This is a genomic window from Zobellella denitrificans (assembly GCF_002407485.1).
Taxonomy (GTDB): Bacteria; Pseudomonadota; Gammaproteobacteria; order Enterobacterales; family Aeromonadaceae; genus Oceanimonas; species Oceanimonas denitrificans.
The window spans coordinates 2,601,829-2,622,334 of sequence record NZ_CP012621.1 but is presented as its reverse complement, the minus strand read 5'-3'; the positions used below and the strand labels follow the sequence as shown (position 1 = coordinate 2,622,334).

Below are 20,506 nucleotides of genomic sequence, written 5' to 3'. Positions count from 1 at the left end.
GCTGTGCTTCCCGCTTCCCGCCATCCTGCATAAAAATATTTTGGTGATGATTTGCACACAGCTCCGATGGGTGCCGTTCCGGTGCCGAATATCGGCGTTATCCGCGACAATGGCGGCATCGTGACGGCATCATGAATAGCTTCACATGAAGACTGATCGCGGCTGCTGCATAATTAATATCACTGCTGGCATAACGAAAAGAATTAAGATCTGATTTTGTCTTTTATCTTGGTTTTTAATGTCAAATAAAAGTTAAATTGCACTATTAAGTTTTGATTCTTTCCTTGTATAGTGACCGGGCCATCTGCGGGCCGGAAGGGGTTTCCGGCCGGTGAACTTCACCAATGGAGCAGATGCCCGCCAACTCAAGGAGAGCATTCGATGAAAATGACCCCCACCGTACTGGCCGTGGCCCTCGCCGCCTGTTTGTCCACCCAGGTCCAGGCCGCGCCCATACTGCCGGTGACCGGTCTTGATACCAGCAGCCCGGTTTATCAGACCACCAACGCCTGGATTGAAATCGACCAGGCCGCCTTCGAACACAATATCCGTACCCTGCAAACCCTGCTGGACGGCAAGTCGCAGATTTGCGCCATCATGAAGGCCGACGCCTACGGCCACGGCATTGCCAACCTGATGCCCTCGGTGATCGCCGCCGGCATTCCCTGCATCGGCATCACCAGCAACGAGGAAGCACGGGTAGTGCGGGAAAGCGGTTATGAAGGCCGCATCATGCGGGTACGCAGCGCCACCCAGGCGGAAGTGCGCGACGGCCTGCAATACGACATGGAAGAGCTGTTCGGCGATATCGAGGCCGCCCGCCTGGCCGCCGAAGTGGCCAAGGCCGAGGGCAAGACCTTGCGTTACCACCTGGGCCTGAACGCCGGCGGCATGAGCCGCAACGGCCTGGAAGTGGCCACCGACGACGGCAAGAAAGAGGCCCGCGAGCTGCTGGCGCTGCCCAATCTCGAGCTGGTGGGCATTATGACCCACTTCGCCCACGAGGAAGTGGACGAGGTGAAGAAGGGACTGGCGCTGTTCCAGCAGCAGGCCCAGTGGCTGATTGAAGACGGCAAACTGGACAGGGCCAGGCTCACCCTGCACGCCGCCAACTCCTTCTCCACCCTGGAAGTACCGGAAAGCTGGCTGGACATGGTGCGCCCGGGCGGCATCATCTACGGCGACACCATCCCCAGCTACACCGAGTACCAGAAGGTGATGTCGTTCAAGACCCGGGTGGCCTCGGTGAACAACTACCCGGCGGGCAGCCAGGTGGGCTACGACGGCACCTACACCCTGGAACGGGACTCGCTGCTGGCCAACCTGCCCATGGGCTATTCCGACGGCTACCGCCGGGTATTCACCAACAACGCCCATGTGGTGGTGAACGGCCAGCGCGCCCCCGTGGTGGGCAAGGTGTCGATGAACACCACCATGATCGACGTGACCGACATTCCGGGTGTGAAGCCGGGTGACGAGGTGGTGCTGTTCGGCAAACAGGGCGAGGTGGAAGTGACCCAGGGCGAGCTGGAAGACGCCAACGACGCCCTGCTGGCGGATCTATACACCGTATGGGGCAACTCCAACCCCAAGATCCTCAAACGCGCGCAATAAAGCGGGAAGCTTGATGCTGGAAGCCGGAAGAAAAACCGCTTCCGGTTTTTTAGTTTGTCGCTTTTCCCGCCTTGCCGCCGTAGGCGCCGCTTTAGCCGGCGCAAGACAACGGACGAAGCGGCCCTTGCCGGCATGGCACCTCTTTGCAACCCTCCCGCGAACAGCCGCTACCACAGCACCAGCCTGGCACGGGAGAGGGGGAGCCGCTTGGATTTACATCAGCCTCGGCGGCTGTTGCCGGAGACGGCGCCGATTAACGGGCGTATTTCTCGGCGCGTTTGCCGCGCAGTACTTTTTTCTTTGGGCCGGTGCTTTTCGGGGTGCTCGGCTTTTTCAGGCGCACGGGCTTGGGCGCGGCCTGGTTGCCGGTGGCATCGGCCGGCTTGGCGCGGCGCGGCTTGCCCTTGGCATTGCCCGAGCCTTCCAGCTCAATCACCGTTTCGCTGGCCCGGTTTGAACGCCCGGACAACACCTTGCGCGAGATGCTTTTGAGCAGGGTGCCGCGGTTGCTCACTTCAAAGCCCGGCTTGACGATGCGTTTGATCTCGCCGCCAATCAGCTTTTGAATGCGCTCCAGGGTTTGCTCTTCTTCCCGGCTGACAAAGGAAATGGCGGTGCCGGCGGCCCCGGCGCGGCCGGTGCGGCCGATGCGGTGCACGTAATCCTCGGGCAGATAGGGCAGGTTGAAGTTCACCACATAGTCCAGGCCCTGGATATCCAGGCCACGGGCGGCCACTTCGGTGGCGATAAGCACCTGCAGCTTGGCGGACTTGAAATCGGCGATGGCGCGGCGCCTGGAGCCCTGGCTTTTGTCGCCATGGCACACGGCGGCCTCGATTTTGCGCTGCTTCAGGCCGGCCAGCAGCCGGTCGGCCTGCTCCTTGGTGCTGGTAAACACCAGCACCTGGAACCAGTTTTTCTCTTCCAGCAGCTGTTCAAACAGTTCTATTTTGCGGCTTTCTTCCACCGGATAGACCGCATGGCGGACGGTATCGGCCGTGCTGTTGACCCGGGTGACCCGGATTTGCTGATGATTGTGCAGGATCTTGTGGGACAGCTCGTTGACCGCCGGGGAGCTGGTGGCGGAAAACAGCAGGGTCTGGCGCTTGGGCGCGGTCAGCTGCATCAGTTTCAGCACATCGGTGATAAAGCCCATGTCCAGCATGCGGTCGGCTTCATCCAGCACCACAAATTCCACGTCGCTCAATGCCACGTTGCCCAGGGTGATGTGCTCCATCAGGCGGCCGGGGGTGCTGATCACCATGTCCACGCCCGCTTTCAGCTTGTTGGCCTGGCCACCCATCTTTACGCCGCCGTAAAGCGCGGTGACGCTCAGCGGCAGATGCCGCGCGTAGCCGCCGATGGCATCGGCCAGCTGCTCGGCCAGCTCGCGGGTGGGGGTGAGGATCAAGGCGCGCGGGCGGCGCTCGACCCTGGCTTTGGGGTTGTCCAGCATGCGCTGCAGTACGGGAACGGCAAAGGCGGCGGTTTTGCCGGTGCCGGTTTGGGCGGTGACCTGCAAATCCTTGCCGCGCCGAGCGGGCACTATGGCCTGGGCCTGTACGGGGGTCATAGCACTGTAGCCACATTCTACAAGAGCGCGCTGTAGATCCGGGGCCAGATCCAGAGATGAAAATTGCATAAGAGTTCCTCTGTAGAGTCGCTACAGTCAAAAAAACGAGGGCAGAATATACAGGATTTTGCGGGTGGAAGAGAGGATTGTTTGTGGTTTTGGCTAAATCTTGGCCGGTGGGCCGGGGCGCTGCCGGACCTGGCGGCAGGTCCGGCAGCGGGCAAGGGCTTAGCCTTGCTCGGCCTCGTCGGCGGCGACGCGCGGCTGATGGTTGCAGGCCCGGGCGAGGATCTCCACATAGAAGGAGGGTAATTCCTGCGCCACGGCGGCATCGATATGGGCGTTGATTTCAGAGGTGAAAATCTTTTCCGCCGCGGCTTCGGTGGCACCGAAGCGGCAATCGAAGGTCCAGTAATCCATGCCCGCCGGCAGTGCCTTGCGGCGCTCCCGGTTCAGGTATTTTCTGATGTCGTGCTTGATGGCGTCCACCAGACGAGCCGGCTTCAGCCTGGGGTGGGTCAGGGCGATGGTCTTTTTCATTCAAAATCCTAGGGGTGTGTACAAGAGTCAAGCCGAGTCGGCTTTTAAAGGCGGATTCTACATGGATGGGCAGAAGATAACTGCCCATTTCTGCGATTTTTTGTCCGTAAGGGGAGGCCAGCGGGGTCAGATGGGGATGTTGACAGGACTAAGCCAGGAGATGCCAATGGGATGCTAAAATGTAAGGCACACGCCAATTCTGAGCGCTCATCTGTTGCTTTTTTGAAGCCTAATGTATCCCTCACGACACATCCCCGGACTCTCGATAAGAACCGATGCGTTTTCAGGCTCTCGGTGGAGGGCATTGTTCGGTCCGTCCCCGCTCTCTCTACGCAGCTGAACCGGGTGTGTTCTGTTCTAGCCAATTCAATTGCTCACCGATCCGAAGCCCCTCCATGGGAATAGACACCAATACACCACGACTGAGTAGGTATCCTGACAAGAATTCGCGATACCGCTTACCAGCTAGGAACACTACTCGGGAGAGATTTGGAATAGTCTCATCAATTTGCTGAGAAGCCTGTTCGGCCCACTCGTGGCGCTCAGCGGCAGGCATCGTGTTGAGAGTCCGCTCGTATGGTTCGATTATCCGTTCCGGCGATACAAGACCGTATTTGGCCGAAAGCACAAACCACGGGAAACCTGAACTTTCGGCATACCGTCGTGCTTTAAAAAACCAAGGCGAGGTGTAAAGATCGCGGGCAGCGCTTGGCTTCTCGCGCTTGCGGCTAACGCAAGACACAAGGACAATGGTGGTGCTATTTGAGCACATGATACTTCTCCAAGGAATCCAAGAATCGGCGTTTATAAGCACTTCGGGTGGACTTCAAATACCGGATATACTGAATCAACTCAGGTCGTCTATTCCCTTGAATGTTGAGCGGGTAGTGGTACTCTCCGCAGAGTTCATGGTCCTCCATAGACTTCGCCTCATCTCGTGTTTCAGCCAATTGCCAGCCTACTGCGAGCTTGTCAAAATACTTGTTTATTTCCTCCTCTTCTCTGAAGTAATCAAAATTGTTCAGGGCGAGCAACGAAAAACGAAAGGTTGATAGAAAGCCCGACTGCAAGTGTTTGAGCGTCAAGCTCTGAGCAGCATGCCACTCTATACGCTGAGAGAGGTTTTTTGCCATTCCGTGATACAGGCATACTTTTCCATCTGAAGCACGCCGGAGGTGAAGTTGGTCCAAGTTGCACAACTCGGCAACACCGAGGGCTTTGATTTCTTGTTGTGGGAAGTACCACCAATAAACTCCTGATGATGAAGGGATACTATCCCAGTCCAACTCCCGAAGTTCAGAAACAGCCTTTGGTTCAGTCATCGTGCCTCCTTCCATCTGAACGTTCGACTTCAGCCGTCGGATGCTATCGCAACGTGTTTGAAGCCGATTGTTAGGGCTATATTGCATTACCCGTAAAAAAATAAAATATCAATGCCGCAGCCAACGACGCCGCCACTGCTCCCACCCATGAAAGAATAGAAGGTCCAAATCGTTGGATAAACGTTGGCTCTTCATCAGTTAGGTAAATGACAGTATTTGGAATAAATCTGCTATGCAACCAATATAAACCGCCGAGCAGAAACAGTACAACAAGTACAAAACTTGCTCTCTGCCATAATTCACCTATGGCGGGAATTAATACTAGCATAGCGAGAAATATAAACTGATTCAGAGTTAAGCCGAACTTCTTGTAATTGGTAACAAGGACCTTCTCATGGGTTTTGAGTATTCTCGAAATGGCTTCGGCCTTTCCTACCACCCATGATTCATTAACCCCTTGAACACGAATCTCATTTTTCCCAAACGAGCTCAACTCCAATGAAACGACTTTGTTTATTCCATAGGTATCTGGCTCTTGAATCATTAGTTTCAAGGATTTCAACTCTCGAAGCCCATCGTAATCGCTGGAGAAATCATCCCAATACTTAGTGACTTCGCTATCACGTGCACTGTACGTCACCACTGGCCAACCAATAACAAAATCGCGCTTGATCCTTTCAATGATCGCCTTGAGATCCTCCGCATAAAGACGAATAGCGCCAATGACTATGTGAGACGTATATAGTTGCTCCGGATTATGCGCAGAATTTTGAACTCTCTGATTTGGAGGAGGCACATCGTGCGAATAGGCTTCAAATGTCCCAGCTGTTCCAATTTCAGATTTCCATTCTCCTCTCAAGTTACCTTGTTCAGTTAGTATTGCTATTACATCGATTGGACCTGCATCTACTCCCTCAGGGACGTGTATTACTTCTCCATGCAAACGCAACTGTTCCTCAAAGGATCCGCTCAGACGATAAACAGTCAGTCCAAAGGCGCTATCCATAAATCGCAAAACACCACTAACCTCTCCGTCTGAAGCATTAAGTTCCATAAACAGGTTACCGGTATTGGTTCCATATACGCGGCCTGCCCAGAGTTTTACGATATTTGCCATGCGCTCCCCTTATCGCCCTAACGTCGAAAATCAGTCGCCGCGTTGGCGGTTTGATTGTTGTGTTAAAAGGGTAATCAGAAAATACTATAGTTTAATGAGTAAATAACTCAGTTGTTTAAACAATGTTGTTAGCCAGTAAGCTATAGTCGAAACGATTGATTTTAGCCATGTGTAGGCTGACACAATCCATTCTGATATACTAGGCCAATAGTTTTCCCAGAAAATATCGCTAAATATAAAAACGGCAAACAAAATCATGTAAAGCGCCATTTTTGTAAAGCTGTAAATCTCTTCAAGGTATACTCTCTGGGTTTTTTGAAGGTTGCGTATTTCAAAGAGTTTTTCGTCATAATCTTTGTTTCTGAAATTTCTGTCACTTACATGTTCTCTCTCTAGTGTTTCATTGTAAATGTCTTTCTCTATTTCATGTAAAGGTTTCATATTTAATAGCTTTCTAATTAAATCAAATAGCCAGTGCGCAAATTGAGCGAATGTAACCCCCAAAAATAAACCAAAAATCCATGCAGGTATAAATAAAAAATATTTCCATGGTGACTCAATTTTATACATATAAAGATCATGGATTATAGATATGGTTAATATTGGGATTATATAAATGGCCGAAGCGGTACACATAAATTCAACTGCCTTTTGAATTCGAGAGAAGCTGTCCAAGTATTTCATATTAGCACCTAGTAAGCTTGAGATCGGTATAGTATTGAATTTTGGCCCAATTGTGGATCGGTTTCCATTCTGATTGGTCTACATGAAATTAGCTAGAAAAAATGAATGGCGGGGTAGGCATTTTCTAAGCATTGACTAAATCGACGTGGATGCATTCGGAGCTACCGAATTACCACTCTAAAAGTAGAGGAAAAAAGAGACCTTATCCCATAACCTTCTCTGTTCCTTCTAATTATAATCTGTCAGGAACTTGCTTTACGGCAAGTCACCTTTCTTTTGTTTTAGTATAATGTTCCGTACACACTGGAAATAGTTTCTAGGTTCCGGGCTGATGTCGTAACGGTTGATTCCCCAGCAGTCAGCTTCACTGTCACTAATCCAAACGATCTCATTGCGTGGAATCTTCTCAATAAATGCCATAACAGCACCATACGCCGTTCCATGTTCAAATGCGTGGTTAGCGATACGCTCGTTGCACAGTTGTTCAATTTTTCTTGTGTTTAAGTTTAAGCAGCCGTGAAACCAAGAAATGCATCTGTAACTGCTACATGTTCACGGCCTGCAATGAATACGATTGCTACACATGCAGACACGCACCGGCCTTCAGGCGCCACGTATGTGTTCACATAGTGTCGATCCAACACTCGGGATAGATCAAAGGCAGCTTCGACACTCCAGCCGGGGCTATCCAGAATCAAGGAGTAATATCCAAATGAGTGCCTTGACTCCGGTGTTAGCACTGCTTCAAATCGCTCTGCATCCCCGGGAATGATCTCTCCCCTAGCCTTTATAGCTGGTTCGTCGCGTATCATTATAACCTCAAACGTCATCGCGGTTGCGTTCTGCGAGCCAAGAACTGTGCCGACACTGACGATCAATGCTACTAGGGATTTCCGTATATTATGCACGATAAGCTTTGGTCTACATTAAGGTATAATGAGCCACACAAGGGACCGGAACTGAATAGCAGCAGAGATCCATTATGCTTTCATGAGTGTAGTAATGTGTAGTAATTAGGATGTTTTTACTGCAACAGGATGTAAACTATGATTGATAGAAGTGCAATTATTGCTGTAAGCATGTATTTTTGATTTTTTGTTCTGGTTACATTGTTAATCTCCTGATTGAGGGGTTCGTTACTCTTATTTCTAGTGGGGGTAGTGAGTTTATCGCTATTTTCATCGATTTCCGGTAAGTATTTCTCTAGGGTTATTTTATCTATTAAGTTTAATTTCTCCCATTCCAATGAATAATTCATGAAGGTCTTCCATATATCGTTATTTACTGTGTAACTATAAAGGAAATTTAGATTTTCATTATGGCTGTAGGTGTTCTTCTCTGGTTTTTTTAGGGAGTTGTATTTAGCTAGTTTATAGATTCTGAGTTCTAAAGTCTGATTTGTTAAATCATCTTTACTGAGTGAGTTGAGTTTTTTCTTTATCCAATCTCTATCAAAAGAAGAAAGGTTAGAGAAATGATTTGATTTCTTCCTGGTATCTTCTATTGCTTCATAAAAGACAAGCTTTAATTTCGATTTTGTGAATGACAATTCATCCAGTAGTTCATCTAGTAACACTGTCTTTCTATCATCTTCTTTTTGTAATATTGCGTAGAAGTCATCATATGATAAAGTGAAGTTGTGTGAGGTTGCGGCCAAGCGTAAAGTGATTTCGTTGTGATTTTTAAAAACATACCTTCTTAATTTTTCTATTACCAGGTCCTCTCTTTCGAGAATCCTTTCTAATTGTTTGTCGCTTAGGTGTTTTATTAATTCCTCTGGTGAGTTTAAGGTTTCACTATTGCACTCTGGAAGATTATCTAGAAAAATAAATGAGATTTTTTCTGGTAAATATAAGGCGGATTTCCATAAGGCATCTAAGTCAAGGGTAAGATTCTTGTTTTTATGGCTAAACTGGTAATGAATTGAAAAGTTTGGAGATAGTATGTAGTCAATTAATATGTCATGTAGCTCATCTTCTTTTATATAACCCATTTTTATATACTTATTCAGTGCGGTGTCTATAAGGTTGGCTAGAGCTCGGCCCTCTCCTTTTGTATTTCTGATTATCGACAATCTTAGATCTTGCTGATAGTTGAAGAAGTATTGAGGTATTAAATCGTTTTTGTTGGGCTCCATGATGGAATTTTTAACTAGTGATTCTTTGTCAAAGTTTATCTTGCTTGAAATCATTGTTTTATCTGGCTCATTATGGAAGTGTATTTTTTTAAATCGTATCGCTATTAAATATCTAATGTAAGGGTTTTTGTCATCCAGTATTTTGTTGATTAATTTTAGTTCTAGATGAGGGGGTAGATTGATCTCGTTCAATGATTTTATTATCTTTACTTTTGTCTCTAAAGATAAATCGACCCATGCGAAAATAAGTTGCTCTACCCCAAGGCATGAGGGTGTTGTGAAGTCAGAAAAGTATGAAGGTAATTTTTGGTTGAATATCTTCATGGGGTGAACCTTTTAATTATGATGTTTTAATTATATGGCTGTAAATTAAGGTGGATAAAAATGCAATTGGTCACCTGAGTTATAATTAATTTTTAATTAACTTTTAATGGGTTGTTGAGGGAAATCTCTTGATGTAGGCTGAGCTTTATTTTGGTGTCATCGGATTTTGCGTTTTGAAATTCTCCTCACCCTTTTGTAAAATTTTAGTATAAGACTCTAAATGCCTTCTGATCGTGACCGTAGCAGGGATTGTCGGGTCTTCAAAGTAATAGAGAACCGCAGCAGTCTCTATGGAGTTGAGCGAGATGATTTGCCCAGCTTTTGGAGAAGATTCCTTTAACACGACGTTTCGATGTTGACGGAAAAATTCTACAGCCGGGTCGCCCTTTATACTTTCAAACCACTCTTTCCAAGAAGTATGTCGCTTGTAGTTATTTTGGAGATGATGTAATGTGGCCCGAGCGAAGATGATAGATGCTTCAATAAATGCCTCAAATTCGGCGCGTTGTTTTGGAGTGCATTGCTCTGCAAGAGACAAAAAGAATTCAGCTCGAGCGAGAGCAGTACGTGTATACGTAGCATTCATAGACAAATAAAATCCACACTAAAGCGAGATGAAGTGCCGGCATGTCGGCGGCTCATTTGCAAATCACAGTCATGGTTCTGGTCATATGTTGCGTTGATGTGGCTACCCCGTAATACGGGTTGTATAGAACGCTTGCTCTACCTTCGGGCTGCTCCTGTGCTCCTGCAATGTCGTAGCCTCTTGGGCACACTGAATTGGCTTTTTCGATGCATGAAGACATTGTCCCACCTGAGCAATCAACATAGTACGCCTGCCGGGGGCCGCCGGTATTTATAGGGGTCGCCGTTGCACACCCATTAATCAATGCCACACCCAAAAGTGCTGGAACTAAGAAGATGAATCTATCCATAACTACACCTGCAACTTCAGAGTTGAATCAATAATTTTAGTTGACCACTACATTTGGCACTTGGCCAAAAATAAATTCACAAGTTGATGTGGAATGTCGGTTTTAAGCCTGTCGGGCACACTTCAACGACTACGCTACCGCCCTTCTCTTGCAGGCGAGCGACCTCTCCTTGTCGCGGTGGTCAGGCCAGCGGCTTGACTACGGCTGAATTAATGTGATGCTTTGAATTATAGGAGGTGGAGCTTGCAGATAGGAAGGTTTGGCAGACGGAGTAGGGGGATGCCGGGCATAGGCCCGGCATGGACTCAGCCCAGCTTGTGGGCCAGCTCCCGGGGGTAGCCGCGCTGGCGGGCCAGGTGCACGGCGGTGGCTTCCACTTTGGCCGGATCCTGGTCGGCGGTGATGGCCAGGGTGGGGGAGAGCGCCGGGGGCCGGCTTGCCGCGGACTGGCCCAGCCAGCCCAGCTCCGCCAGCTTGCCGACGATGCGGTCGGCGGCGGTGAGCGCCGAGGAGGCTTTGACGATTTCCACCCGGGCGTAATGGCTGCCCTCGAAGGAGACGTCCGCCGCCCGCAGCTTGGGGTCAGAGCCCGGGATCTGCTGGGCGCCGAACAGCGGCTGGCCGGCGGGCTCGGCCCCGGCAAAGGCGGGCAGCAGCCGGGCCAGGTGGGCGATGGCGCCGCGGGTGCGGGCGTCCACGTCCTCGGCCTGCCAGCCCTGGTCGATCTGCCGGCGATAGTGCTCGGGCAGGCGGGGCTGGGCGCTGTCGGCGCCGCTGGCCACCAGGCCGTCCTTGAACAGGGTGATGGCGTCGGTCATGCCGTGCAGCTGGAACAGGCCGCCGGGGTAGGGGGTAAGCTGGGCCATGCCGTCCGGGGTGCCGCGCTCGCCGTGGAAGATCACCTCGGGCCACTGGCCCGGCACCGGCCAGCGGGCCAGGTAGGCGGCCTTGTATTCCACCAGCCGCTGGCGGCGGTAGCCGGCCATGTCGTCCACCAGGCCGGTGCGAAAGCCGCAGGCGTTGACCAAAAAGTCCACCTCGTCCTGCCGCTCGCCGGCCGGCCCCTGGCTGTTAATGCGCCAGCCGCCCTCGACGGGGGCCAGCTCGGTGGCTTTGGTGTTCAGCCGCAGCTCGCAGTGGGGCGAGGCGGTCAGCGCCAGGGTGGCGGTGGCGGCCATGCGGAACAGGCTCCAGCCGTATTCCTGCACCAGCACCAGGGGGAACTTGAGCCGGTCCGGATCCAGCCGTTGGGCCAGGGGCACCAGCCAGTCGTCCGGGCGCTGGGCCCGCTCAGGCAGGGGGCGGTGGGCCAACGCCTCGAATTGTTCCCGGTTGTAGCAGCGGTAGTAGTCTTCGGGCTCGCCCAGCACCCGGTTGGCCGGGTCTTGTGCCACCAGCCGGCGGTATTCCTCCGCCAGCAGGGCCAGGCGCGGCAGCAGGGCGTTCGGGTCGCCCGCGTCGGTCACCGGCACCGCCACTACTGTGGGGCGGCGGTTGATGCAGTGGGGGTAGGCGCGCACCGAGGCGATGGACTGGCGCAGCAGCGCCAGGCACTGGTCGTCACTGATTTCCCGGTAGAGGTTGCCGCCCGCGTGCAGGTGGCAGATGGGCGGGCCCTTTACCAGGCCGTCGCTCGCCTCCAGCAGCAGGCTGTCAATGCCCAGGTCGGCCAGGCGCAGCGCCACCGTGGCGCCGGCCACGCCGCCGCCCAAAATGCCGACCCGCAGCGGGCCGTGGGCGGTGGCGTTACAGCAGGGTGATGTCATTTGGTCTCTGTCATTCATCGCAGGCCGGCGCCGCCCCTCCCGGGCGGCGCGGGCGGGGTCAAATCCGGTGAGCCTCCAGCTCCTTCAGCATGTCGCCCACCAGGGCCAGCCGGGCCTTGGCGTCCTGGCTTGGAATGGCAAAGCGCAGCCTGGTCGGGCCTTCCATCTTGTAGATGCGCGGCTGGCTTTGCAGCAGGCCCACCAGGTAGCCGGGGTCGACTTTCGCATCCTGGCCAAAGGCGAGGGTGCCGCCCTGGGGGCCGGCGTCGATTTTCTCTATGCCGAGCCGGCTGGCCCTGAGCTTGAGCCCGGCCAGGGCCACCAGGTTCTTGCCCGGCTCCGGCAGCAGGCCGAAGCGGTCAATCAGCTCCACCTGCAGCTCGCGCAGGGCGGCGTCGTCCTCGGCGGCGGCGATGCGCTTGTACATGGACAGGCGCATGTTCACGTCCGGAATGTAGTCGTCCGGCAGCAGGGCGGGCAGGCGCAGCTCTATTTCGGTCTGGGCGCGCAGCAGCTGATCCAGGGCCGGCTCCTTGCCGGACTGCAGCGCCTTCACCGCCTGCTCCAGCATCTCCATATAAAGGCTGAAGCCGATGGCGGTGATCTGGCCGCTCTGCTCCTCGCCCAGCAGCTCGCCGGCGCCGCGGATCTCCAGGTCGTGGGTGGCCAGGGCAAAGCCCGCGCCCAAATCCTCCAGCGCGGCAATGGCCTCCAGCCGCTTCTTGGCGTCGGTGGTCATCCGCTTGGGATGGGGGGTGAGCAAATAGGCGTAGGCCTGGTGGTGGGAGCGGCCCACCCGGCCGCGCAACTGGTGCAACTGGGCCAGGCCCAGCTTGTCGGCGCGGTCCATGATGATGGTGTTGGCGCTCGGCACGTCGATGCCGGTTTCGATGATGGTGGAGCACAGCAGCAGGTTGAAGCGCTGGTGGTAAAAGTCGGACATCACCCGCTCCAGCTCGCGCTCGCGCATCTGGCCGTGGGCGATGCCGATGCGCGCCTCGGGCACCAGGGCGCGCAGGGCGTCGGCGCTGTTCTCTATGGTCTGCACCTCGTTGTGCAGGTAGTACACCTGGCCGCCGCGCTTAAGCTCCCGCAGCACGGCCTCGCGCACCAGGGCCGGATCGTGCTCGCGCACAAAGGTCTTCACCGCCAGCCGCTTGGCGGGCGGGGTGGCGATGATGGACAGATCGCGCATGCCGCCCATGGCCATGTTGAGGGTGCGGGGAATGGGGGTGGCGGTCAGGGTAAGGATGTCCACGTCGGCGCGCAGCGCCTTGATCTGATCCTTCTGCCGCACCCCGAAGCGGTGCTCCTCGTCCACGATAAGCAGGCCCAGATCCTTGAACTTCACCTCCTGGCTCAGCAGCTTGTGGGTGCCGATCACAATGTCGATGCTGCCGTCGGCCAGGCCGGTGAGCGCCTTGTCCTGCTCCTTGCCGGTCTTGAAGCGGCTGATCATCTCCACCCGCACCGGCCAGTTGGCGAAGCGGTCGCGGAAGTTGTCGTAGTGTTGCTGGGCCAGCAGGGTGGTGGGCACCAGCACCGCCACCTGCTTGCCGCCGTGCACCGCCACAAAGGCGGCGCGCATGGCCACCTCGGTCTTGCCAAAGCCCACGTCGCCGCACACCAGCCGGTCCATCGCCTTGGGCTGGGTCATGTCGGTCAGCACGGCGTTGATGGCCCTGAGCTGGTCGTCGGTTTCCTCGAAGGGGAAGGCGTCGCAGAACTGGCGGTAGGCGCTCTTGTCGTGGGTCACGGCCTGGCCCGGCTTGGCGGCCCGGCGGGCGTACACGTCGAGCAGCTCGGCGGCCACGTCGCGCACCTTTTCCGCCGCCTTGCGCTTGGCCTTGGCCCAGGCGTCGTTGCCCAGCTTGTTGAGGCTGGGATCGTCGGCGCCGCTGTAGCGGCCCACCAGGTGCAGGGCGGTCACCGGCACATAGAGCTTGTCGCCGCCGGCGTATTCCAGGGTGAGGTATTCGGACTTGAGCCCGCCCGCCTCCAGGGTCTGCAGCCCCGTGTAGCGGCCCACGCCGTGATCCAGGTGCACCACCGGCTGGCCGATGGACAGCTCCGCCAGGTTGCGGATAAGCGTATCCGGGCTCAGGGCCGTGGACTTTTCCCGCCGCCGGCGCTGGATCACCCGGCCGCCGAGCAGGTCGCCCTCGCACACCAGGGCGAAGTCATCATTCAGCACAAAACCCTGGGACAGGGGGCTTACCAGCAGGCCGAGGCGCTCGTCGCCGGCCGCAAAGCGGCCCAGGCTCTCTACCGGCCAGGGCTTGAGCGGGCTGCCCGCCAGCAACTCCAGCAGGGCCTCGCGCCGGCCAGCGCTTTCCACCGAGAACAGCACGCGGCCGGGGAATTGTTCGCAAAAGCCCAGCAGCCGGGCCAGGGGCTCGGTTTTCTGGTGCTCCACCTCCAGCGGCGGCAGGGGTGCCACCGGGGCGTTGGTCCGGTCGCCCTTTTCCAGCACCGGGGTCTGGCTCAGTTGCAGCCGGGGCCAGTGGTTGAGCCGGTGCAGCAGTTCGTCGGGCCTGAGGTAGAGCTCCTCGGGGGCGAGCAGCGGGCGCAGCGGGTCGTGGCGGCGGTCTTCGTAGCGCCCCGCCACCTCCTGCCAGAAGGTCTCGGCGGCCTCGAGCAGCTCGCCCAGGCCCAGCACCAGCAAGGGGTCGGGCAGGGAGTCGAACAGGGTCTGGGTCTGCTCGAAAAACAGCGGAAAGTAATATTCGATACCGGGCGGAAACTGGCCCTGGCTTACCCTGTGGTAGAGCGCCTCGGGTTCGTTGCGCAGGGCAAAGCGCTCCCGGTACTGGCCGCGAAAGCGCTCGATGGCGGCGGCGTCGGTGGGAAATTCCCGCGCCGGCAGCAACCGGATCTGCTCCACCTTGTCTTTGGAGCGTTGGGTGTCCGGATCGAAGGGGCGCAGGGTGTCGATTTCGTCGTCGAAAAAGTCGATGCGGTAGGGCTCTTCCGCCCCCATGGGAAAGAGATCCAGCAGGGCGCCGCGGGCGGCGAACTCGCCGTGCTCCAGCACCTGGTCCACCGCCCGGTAGCCGGCCTGCTCCAGCCGCCGGCGCAGGGCGTGCAGGTTGAGCCGGTCGCCGGTTTTCAGCAGCAGGCTGTTCTGCTCCAGCCAGGCCCGGGGCGGGGTGCGCAGCATCAGGGTGGTCACCGGCACGATCAGCAGGCCCCGCTTTAGGGCCGGCAGGCCGTACAGGGTTTCCAGCCGCTGGGAGAGGATGTCCTGGTGCGGCGAAAAACTGTCGTAGGGCAGGGTTTCCCAGTCCGGGAACAGGTGCACCGGCAGGGCCGGGTCGTCGGCCAGCAGGTGGCTCACTTCCTGCTCCAGGCGCAGGGCGGTGGGGGTGTCGGGCACCACCAGCAGCACCAGTTGGGCCTGCTGGCGCACCTGCCCGGCGATGGCGAGCGACAGGCTGCTGCCGATAAGCCCGCCCAGGCTGGCCCTGGGGCGGGGAGTGGGGCTGGGGATCTGTATCATGAGGCGGAGTGGTCGTCTTGTTGGGCGCGGCGCTCGGCGCGGGCCTTGAGTTGTTTGGCCTGCAGTTGCAGGCTGGCGCGGATCAGGGCGTCCCTGTCCTGCTCGCGGATGGCGATAAAGTCGCAGCGGTAGTGGCCGGGCTCGGCCTCGGCGCAGAGGGCGCCGTAGGCGTATACCGCCACCGACTGCTCCGGCAGAAACAGTTTGACCCTTACCCGGGCCCCGTCGGCCAGGGGCTGACGCGAGACGAAGCGAAAGCCGCCGCCGCCCAGGCTGGTGGTCTGGTAGCGCTGGTCCGGGCTGTCCTGGCCGGCGAGCACATAGCTCAGCACCAGGTCGATTTTGCGCGACTGCTGGTTGATCACCTCCACCAGCTCGGCGGCGTGCTCGTCCAGGTTGCGCAGCAGCCGGGCGTTGTTGGTGTCGATGCGGGTGACTTCGCTGACCAGCTTGAAGGGCGCGGGAATTTCAGCCTCCAGGGCGTCCTCGCCGGGCACGCTTTCGCCCTCGGCCAGGGGGATCAGATTGACCTGGGCCTGGTAGTCGACGCTGAAATAGGGGTCTGTCATGGTTTGCTGCTCTTGTTGCGCCATTCACGAACCTTTATTATTCCGCAACTCGCGGGTGACGTAAAACCCTTTGAAAAACGGATGATTAGACCATGTTTCAACCCCTGACGCTGATGTTGGGCCTGCGTTATGCCGGCGCCCGGGGGCGGCGCAGCTTCGCCTCCTTTGTTTCCGGCTTCTCCACCATCGGCATTCTGCTGGGGGTGGCCGCCCTGATCCTGGTGTCGGCGGTGATGAACGGTTTCGAGCAGCAACTCAAGGATCGCCTGCTCGGCGTCATCCCCCATGCGCTGGTCACCGGCGACCAGCGCCGCCTGGCCGAGCCTTCGCAGTACGCCGCCCTGTTCGACGGAGCCGCCGTGGTGGCGGCCAGCGCCCCCTTTATCAGCGCCGAGGCCATGGTGCAGGGGCCGGGCCACCTCACCGGGGTGGAGCTGTACGGCCTGGATCTTGCCAACGATCAGGACCGCCTGCTGCAGGGGCTGGACCCCCGCACCCGGGAATATTTCGAATACCTGCCCTACGGCCTGGTGATGGGCGTGGGCGTGGCCCGCAGCCTGGGGGTGGTGCCCGGCGACCAGGTGCGGGTGACCGTGACCGAAGGCAGCCGCTTTACCCCCCTCGGCCGGGTGCCGAGCCAGCGCATCTTCACCCTGGTGGGCACCTTCAGCACCGGCCAGGACGTGGACAACCAGGTGGTGCTGGCCCGGCTGGAGGACGCCGCCCGCCTGCTGCGCTACGGCGACGGCGAGGCCTCGGGCCTGCGCCTGTGGCTGACCGACCCCTTCGAGCTGGAGCGGCTGCCGGCGCTGCCGGCCGGGCTCAAATACGAGAGCTGGCAGCAGAGCCGGGGCGAGCTGTTCCAGGCGGTGGCCATGGAAAAGCGGCTGATGAGCCTGATGCTGGCGCTGATCATCCTGGTGGCGGCCTTCAACATCCTCTCCGCCATGGTGATGGTGGTGACCGACAAGGAGGCCGAAATCGCCATGCTGCAAACCCTGGGACTGAACCGGGAGCGGGTGATGGCGGTGTTCATGATCCAGGGCGGCTTCAGCGGCGTGCTGGGCAGCCTGCTCGGCTTTGCGCTGGGGCTTTTGCTCTGCCTCAACCTGGACGGGGTGCTGAACACCTTCGGCATCAACTTTTATTCCGCCGCCGGCGGCAGCCAGCTGCCGGTGCTGCTGCTGCCCGGCCAGCTGATCCTTATTCTTGTTTCCACCCTGTTGTTGTGCGTGCTGGCCAGCCTGTATCCGGCCTGGCGCGCGTCGCGCGTTCATCCTGCCGAGGCACTGCGTTATGAGTAACCCCCTGTTAGTGGTCGAATCCTTAAGCAAAACCCACCAGGACGGGGACCAGCCGGTGCATATCCTGAACGGCGTGAGCCTGACGCTCGAGGCCGGCCAGAGCCTGGCGGTGGTGGGCAGCTCGGGCTCGGGCAAGAGCACCCTGCTGCACCTGCTCGGCAGCCTGGATGCGCCGAGCAGCGGCCGGGTGCTGGTGGAAGGGCAGGATCTGCACCGGTTGCCGGCCCGGGCCCAGGCCCGCTTTCGCAACCAGAAGCTGGGTTTCGTGTACCAGTTCCACCACCTGCTGGGGGAGTTCAGCGCCCTGGAAAACGCCGCCATGCCGCTGCTGATCGCCGGCCGGCCGGTGGCCGAGGCGAAGGCGCGGGCCGAGGCCCTGCTGGGCCGGGTGGGCCTGGGCCACCGGCTGGAGCACAGGCCGTCGGCCCTGTCCGGCGGCGAGCGCCAGCGGGTGGCGATCGCCCGCGCCCTGGTCAACAATCCCCGCCTGGTGCTGGCGGACGAACCCACCGGCAACCTGGACGCCCACAGCGCCGCCGAGGTGTTCGCGCTCTTGGCCGAGCTGCAGAGCGAGCTGGGCACCGGCCTGGTGGTGGTGACCCACGATCTGGCCCTGGCCGCCCGGCTCGACCGCCAGGCCCGGCTGGTGGACGGCCACCTGGAGGAGCAAGGCTGATGTTCCGCCCCTTGAGTGTCTACCTGGGCTGGCGCTTCAGCCGGGCCAAGCGGCGCAACCGCTTTATCTCCTTTATTTCGGTGGCGTCCATCCTCGGCATCGCCATCGGTGTCGGCGCCCTGATCCTGGGGCTGTCGGCCATGAACGGTTTCCAGCGCGAGCTGGAAAACCGCATCCTGTCGGTGCTGCCCCACGGCCAGCTCTACGCCGCCGAGGATCCGTTGCCCCACTGGGGCGAGCTGGTCGCGCAGCTGGAGGCGGCGCCCGGCATCCTGGCGGCGGCGCCCTTCGTGCCGCTCGAGGGCCTGCTCAGCAAGGGCGCCAAGCTCAAGGCGGTGCAGTTGCAGGGGGTGCTGCCGGCGCTGGAAGGACGCATCTCGCGGCTGGAGCCCTATCTCGGCGGCGCCAGCCTGGCGCGGCTCGAGCCGGGCGAGCGGGGCATCATCCTGGGCAAGGCCATCGCCGAGCAACTGGAGCTGGCGGTGGGCGACAGCGTCTCGCTGCTGCTGCCCGCGCCCGGCGCCCAGGGCTTCGGCTCGCCCCGCCGCCACAGCTTCACCCTGGTGGGCATCCTCAGCCTGGGCGGCCAGCTCGACACCGTGCTCGGCTACACCCACCTGGCGGACGCCCAGGCCCTGCGCGAACTGGACGACGAGGTGATGGGCTTCCACCTGCGGGTGGACCAGGTGCTGGCCGCCGACCAGCTCACCCTGAACGCGGCCATGCCGCTGCCGGCGCCCTTCTACGTGAGCAGCTGGATGAACAGCCAGGGCAATATCTACCGGGACATCCAGCTGGTGCGCACCCTGATGATAGTGGTGCTGCTGCTGGTGATGGCGGTGGCCAGCTTCAATATCGTGTCCACCCTGGTGATGGCGGTCAACGAGAAGAAGGGCGACATCGCCATCCTCAAGACCATGGGCGCCGGCCCCTGGCAGATCCGCGGCGCCTTCGTGGTGCAGGGCATGCTCAACGGCGTGGCCGGGGTGGTGGTGGGCGGCCTGCTCGGCGCCCTGCTGGCGACCCGGCTGTCGGACATGGTGGCCGGCTATGAGCGCCTCACCGGGCACCGGCTGCTCAACCCCGAGGTGTACTTTATCGACTTTATCCCCACCGAGTTCCACTGGGCGGATCTGTGGCTGGTCACCGGCTCGGCCCTGGGGCTTATCTTCGTCGCCACCCTCTACCCCGCCTGGCGCGCCGGCCGGCTGCTGCCGAGGCAACTGCTGGGAGAAGCTTAATTTGGAGCGCAGGCGGCCCGCCTGCCTTCGCGCGTAGCGCGAACCCGTGGGGTGGGAGTAGTAGTTGGAGGGAAGCCCTCGGGCAAGAAGTGGTATGGCGGGTTGGGCCATGCTCTCCACGTCAGCGTGCGGCTTTTATGCGGGCGGGCCGCCCGCGCTCCATGTTGGGCAAGCCCTCACGGTTTCCTATTCACCTTCCGCAGCCACCAGGAGAACAGCACCTTGGCGCGCCAGCCCAGTTGCACCAGCAGCCAGCCGAGCAGGGCCGAGCCCAGGCCCAGCAGCAGGCAGCCGGTGAGCAGGGGCAGGGCGGCGGCGAGGGCTTCTTCTTCCAGCGGGCCGTCGAAGTCCAGCTCAGGGGTGCCCAGCAGGTGGGCGCCCAGGCGGTAGCCCAGGTAGAACATGGGGGCCAGGGTCACCGGGTTGTTGACCCAGACCATGGCGATGGCCAGCGGCATATAGCCCTTGAGCATCAGGGCCAGGGCGATGGCCACCAGGGTGTGCATGGGCAGGGGCAGCCAGGCGGCGAACAGGCCGGCGGCCACCGCCACGGCGGCGGAATGGCGGTTGCAGAACCAGTAGTCGGGCTCGAGCAGGCGCTCGCCGAACAGCCGCAGGGTCCGGTGCTGGCGCAGGGTGGCCTGGTCCGGCATCTTGCGGCGCAGCCACTGGCGCAGCATCAGCGGCTCCGCCGCCTGAGCTTCCAGCGTCGGGACACGGACCAGCGCCACATGGCGTGGATCACCATGTAGCCGGTGGCCGAACTGACCAGCCCCAGCACCAGGCAGCCCAGCAGGAAGGGAGGGGCTGCCGTGGTCATGGCGCTGCTGAGCCAGCTCAGGCTCATCTCGAAGTGCTGGTAGTGGTGGGGCTTGTTCAGCAGGAAGGAGCCCAGTCGGTAGGCGAAATAGAACATGGGCGGCATGGTCAGCGGGTTGGTAAGCCAGACCAGTACCACCGACAGCGGCAGGTTGACCCTGAAGCTCATGGCCAGCACCGCCGCCACCACCATCTGGAAGGGGATGGGCAGCCAGGCGCAGAACAGGCCCACCGCGAAGGCGCCCGCCGCCGAGTGGCGGTTCAGGTGCCAGAGGTTGTTGTCGTGCAGCCGGTGCCCGAGCATGCTCAGGTACTTGTGATTCTTGATGGTGCCCGGATCGGGCATCAGGCGTTTTAACGTCTTTTTTGGCATCTGCTCCGGGTCC

At 58.4% G+C, this 20,506-nt stretch carries 17 protein-coding genes; 4 read left to right on the top strand and 13 right to left on the bottom strand.

Annotated features, from left to right (window positions below; translation table 11 throughout):
- Positions 1-381 precede the first annotated feature (381 nt).
- Positions 382-1,614, top strand: a complete 1,233-nt coding sequence (gene alr / locus AN401_RS12455; protein WP_096779541.1) for an alanine racemase — start codon at positions 382-384, stop codon at positions 1,612-1,614.
- Between the two features lie 253 nt (positions 1,615-1,867).
- On the opposite strand, the gene AN401_RS12450 is transcribed toward alr, so the two are convergent.
- From AN401_RS12450 to AN401_RS12420, 11 genes are all read right to left on the bottom strand, one after another.
- On the bottom strand, positions 1,868-3,256 hold the full coding sequence (locus tag AN401_RS12450; RefSeq protein ID WP_096779540.1) for a DEAD/DEAH box helicase: 1,389 nt from the start codon (positions 3,254-3,256) through the stop codon (positions 1,868-1,870).
- A gap of 159 nt (positions 3,257-3,415) precedes the next feature.
- Positions 3,416-3,727: a DUF6172 family protein gene (locus tag AN401_RS12445; protein WP_096779539.1), complete on the bottom strand. Its 312-nt coding sequence runs from the start codon at positions 3,725-3,727 to the stop codon at positions 3,416-3,418.
- Positions 3,728-4,055: 328 nt separating this feature from the next.
- Positions 4,056-4,499 carry a DUF6884 domain-containing protein gene (locus AN401_RS20395; protein ID WP_096779538.1) on the bottom strand — a complete coding sequence of 148 codons (444 nt, stop codon included), beginning with the start codon at positions 4,497-4,499 and terminating at the stop codon, positions 4,056-4,058.
- Positions 4,486-5,049, bottom strand: a complete 564-nt coding sequence (locus AN401_RS12435; protein ID WP_096779537.1) for a GIY-YIG nuclease family protein — start codon at positions 5,047-5,049, stop codon at positions 4,486-4,488. The genes AN401_RS20395 and AN401_RS12435 overlap by 14 nt, the downstream gene beginning before the upstream one ends.
- 76 nt (positions 5,050-5,125) lie before the next feature.
- Positions 5,126-6,166 carry a hypothetical protein gene (locus tag AN401_RS19825; protein ID WP_157772262.1) on the bottom strand — a complete coding sequence of 347 codons (1,041 nt, stop codon included), beginning with the start codon at positions 6,164-6,166 and terminating at the stop codon, positions 5,126-5,128.
- Between the two features lie 84 nt (positions 6,167-6,250).
- Positions 6,251-6,850: a hypothetical protein gene (locus AN401_RS19820; RefSeq protein ID WP_157772260.1), complete on the bottom strand. Its 600-nt coding sequence runs from the start codon at positions 6,848-6,850 to the stop codon at positions 6,251-6,253.
- 1,024 nt (positions 6,851-7,874) lie between these two features.
- Positions 7,875-9,311 (bottom strand): hypothetical protein, encoded by a 1,437-nt coding sequence (locus tag AN401_RS19815; protein WP_157772258.1) that lies wholly within the window; start codon positions 9,309-9,311, stop codon positions 7,875-7,877.
- 145 nt (positions 9,312-9,456) lie between these two features.
- Positions 9,457-9,897 (bottom strand): hypothetical protein, encoded by a 441-nt coding sequence (locus AN401_RS19810; protein ID WP_157772256.1) that lies wholly within the window; start codon positions 9,895-9,897, stop codon positions 9,457-9,459.
- Between the two features lie 654 nt (positions 9,898-10,551).
- Entirely contained in the window at positions 10,552-12,012 is a 1,461-nt protein-coding gene (locus AN401_RS12430; protein WP_096779536.1) for an FAD-dependent oxidoreductase, read from the bottom strand.
- Positions 12,013-12,070: 58 nt separating this feature from the next.
- Positions 12,071-15,511, bottom strand: a complete 3,441-nt coding sequence (gene mfd / locus AN401_RS12425; protein ID WP_096779535.1) for a transcription-repair coupling factor — start codon at positions 15,509-15,511, stop codon at positions 12,071-12,073.
- Entirely contained in the window at positions 15,508-16,104 is a 597-nt protein-coding gene (locus AN401_RS12420; protein ID WP_232513300.1) for a PilZ domain-containing protein, read from the bottom strand. Before AN401_RS12420 ends, mfd begins: the two co-directional genes overlap by 4 nt.
- A gap of 68 nt (positions 16,105-16,172) precedes the next feature.
- Here AN401_RS12420 and AN401_RS12415 point away from each other — a divergent pair, with 68 nt between their 5' ends.
- The 3 genes from AN401_RS12415 to lolE are packed head-to-tail and all read left to right on the top strand — an operon-like array spanning position 16,173 to position 19,301.
- Positions 16,173-17,384 carry a lipoprotein-releasing ABC transporter permease subunit gene (locus tag AN401_RS12415; protein WP_094040362.1) on the top strand — a complete coding sequence of 404 codons (1,212 nt, stop codon included), beginning with the start codon at positions 16,173-16,175 and terminating at the stop codon, positions 17,382-17,384.
- Entirely contained in the window at positions 17,377-18,060 is a 684-nt protein-coding gene (lolD, locus tag AN401_RS12410) for a lipoprotein-releasing ABC transporter ATP-binding protein LolD (RefSeq protein WP_096779534.1), read from the top strand. Before AN401_RS12415 ends, lolD begins: the two co-directional genes overlap by 8 nt.
- Positions 18,060-19,301 carry a lipoprotein-releasing ABC transporter permease subunit LolE gene (gene lolE, locus AN401_RS12405; protein ID WP_096779533.1) on the top strand — a complete coding sequence of 414 codons (1,242 nt, stop codon included), beginning with the start codon at positions 18,060-18,062 and terminating at the stop codon, positions 19,299-19,301. The genes lolD and lolE overlap by 1 nt, the downstream gene beginning before the upstream one ends.
- A 176-nt stretch (positions 19,302-19,477) precedes the next feature.
- On the opposite strand, the gene AN401_RS12400 is transcribed toward lolE, so the two are convergent.
- Complete coding sequence (locus AN401_RS12400; RefSeq protein ID WP_232513299.1) at positions 19,478-20,032, bottom strand: DUF2062 domain-containing protein; 555 nt, start codon at positions 20,030-20,032, stop codon at positions 19,478-19,480.
- The gene (locus AN401_RS12395; RefSeq protein ID WP_198401734.1) at positions 19,981-20,493 is read right to left on the bottom strand and encodes a DUF2062 domain-containing protein; all 513 of its coding nucleotides are present in this window, start codon (positions 20,491-20,493) and stop codon (positions 19,981-19,983) included. Before AN401_RS12395 ends, AN401_RS12400 begins: the two co-directional genes overlap by 52 nt.
- Positions 20,494-20,506 lie beyond the last annotated feature (13 nt).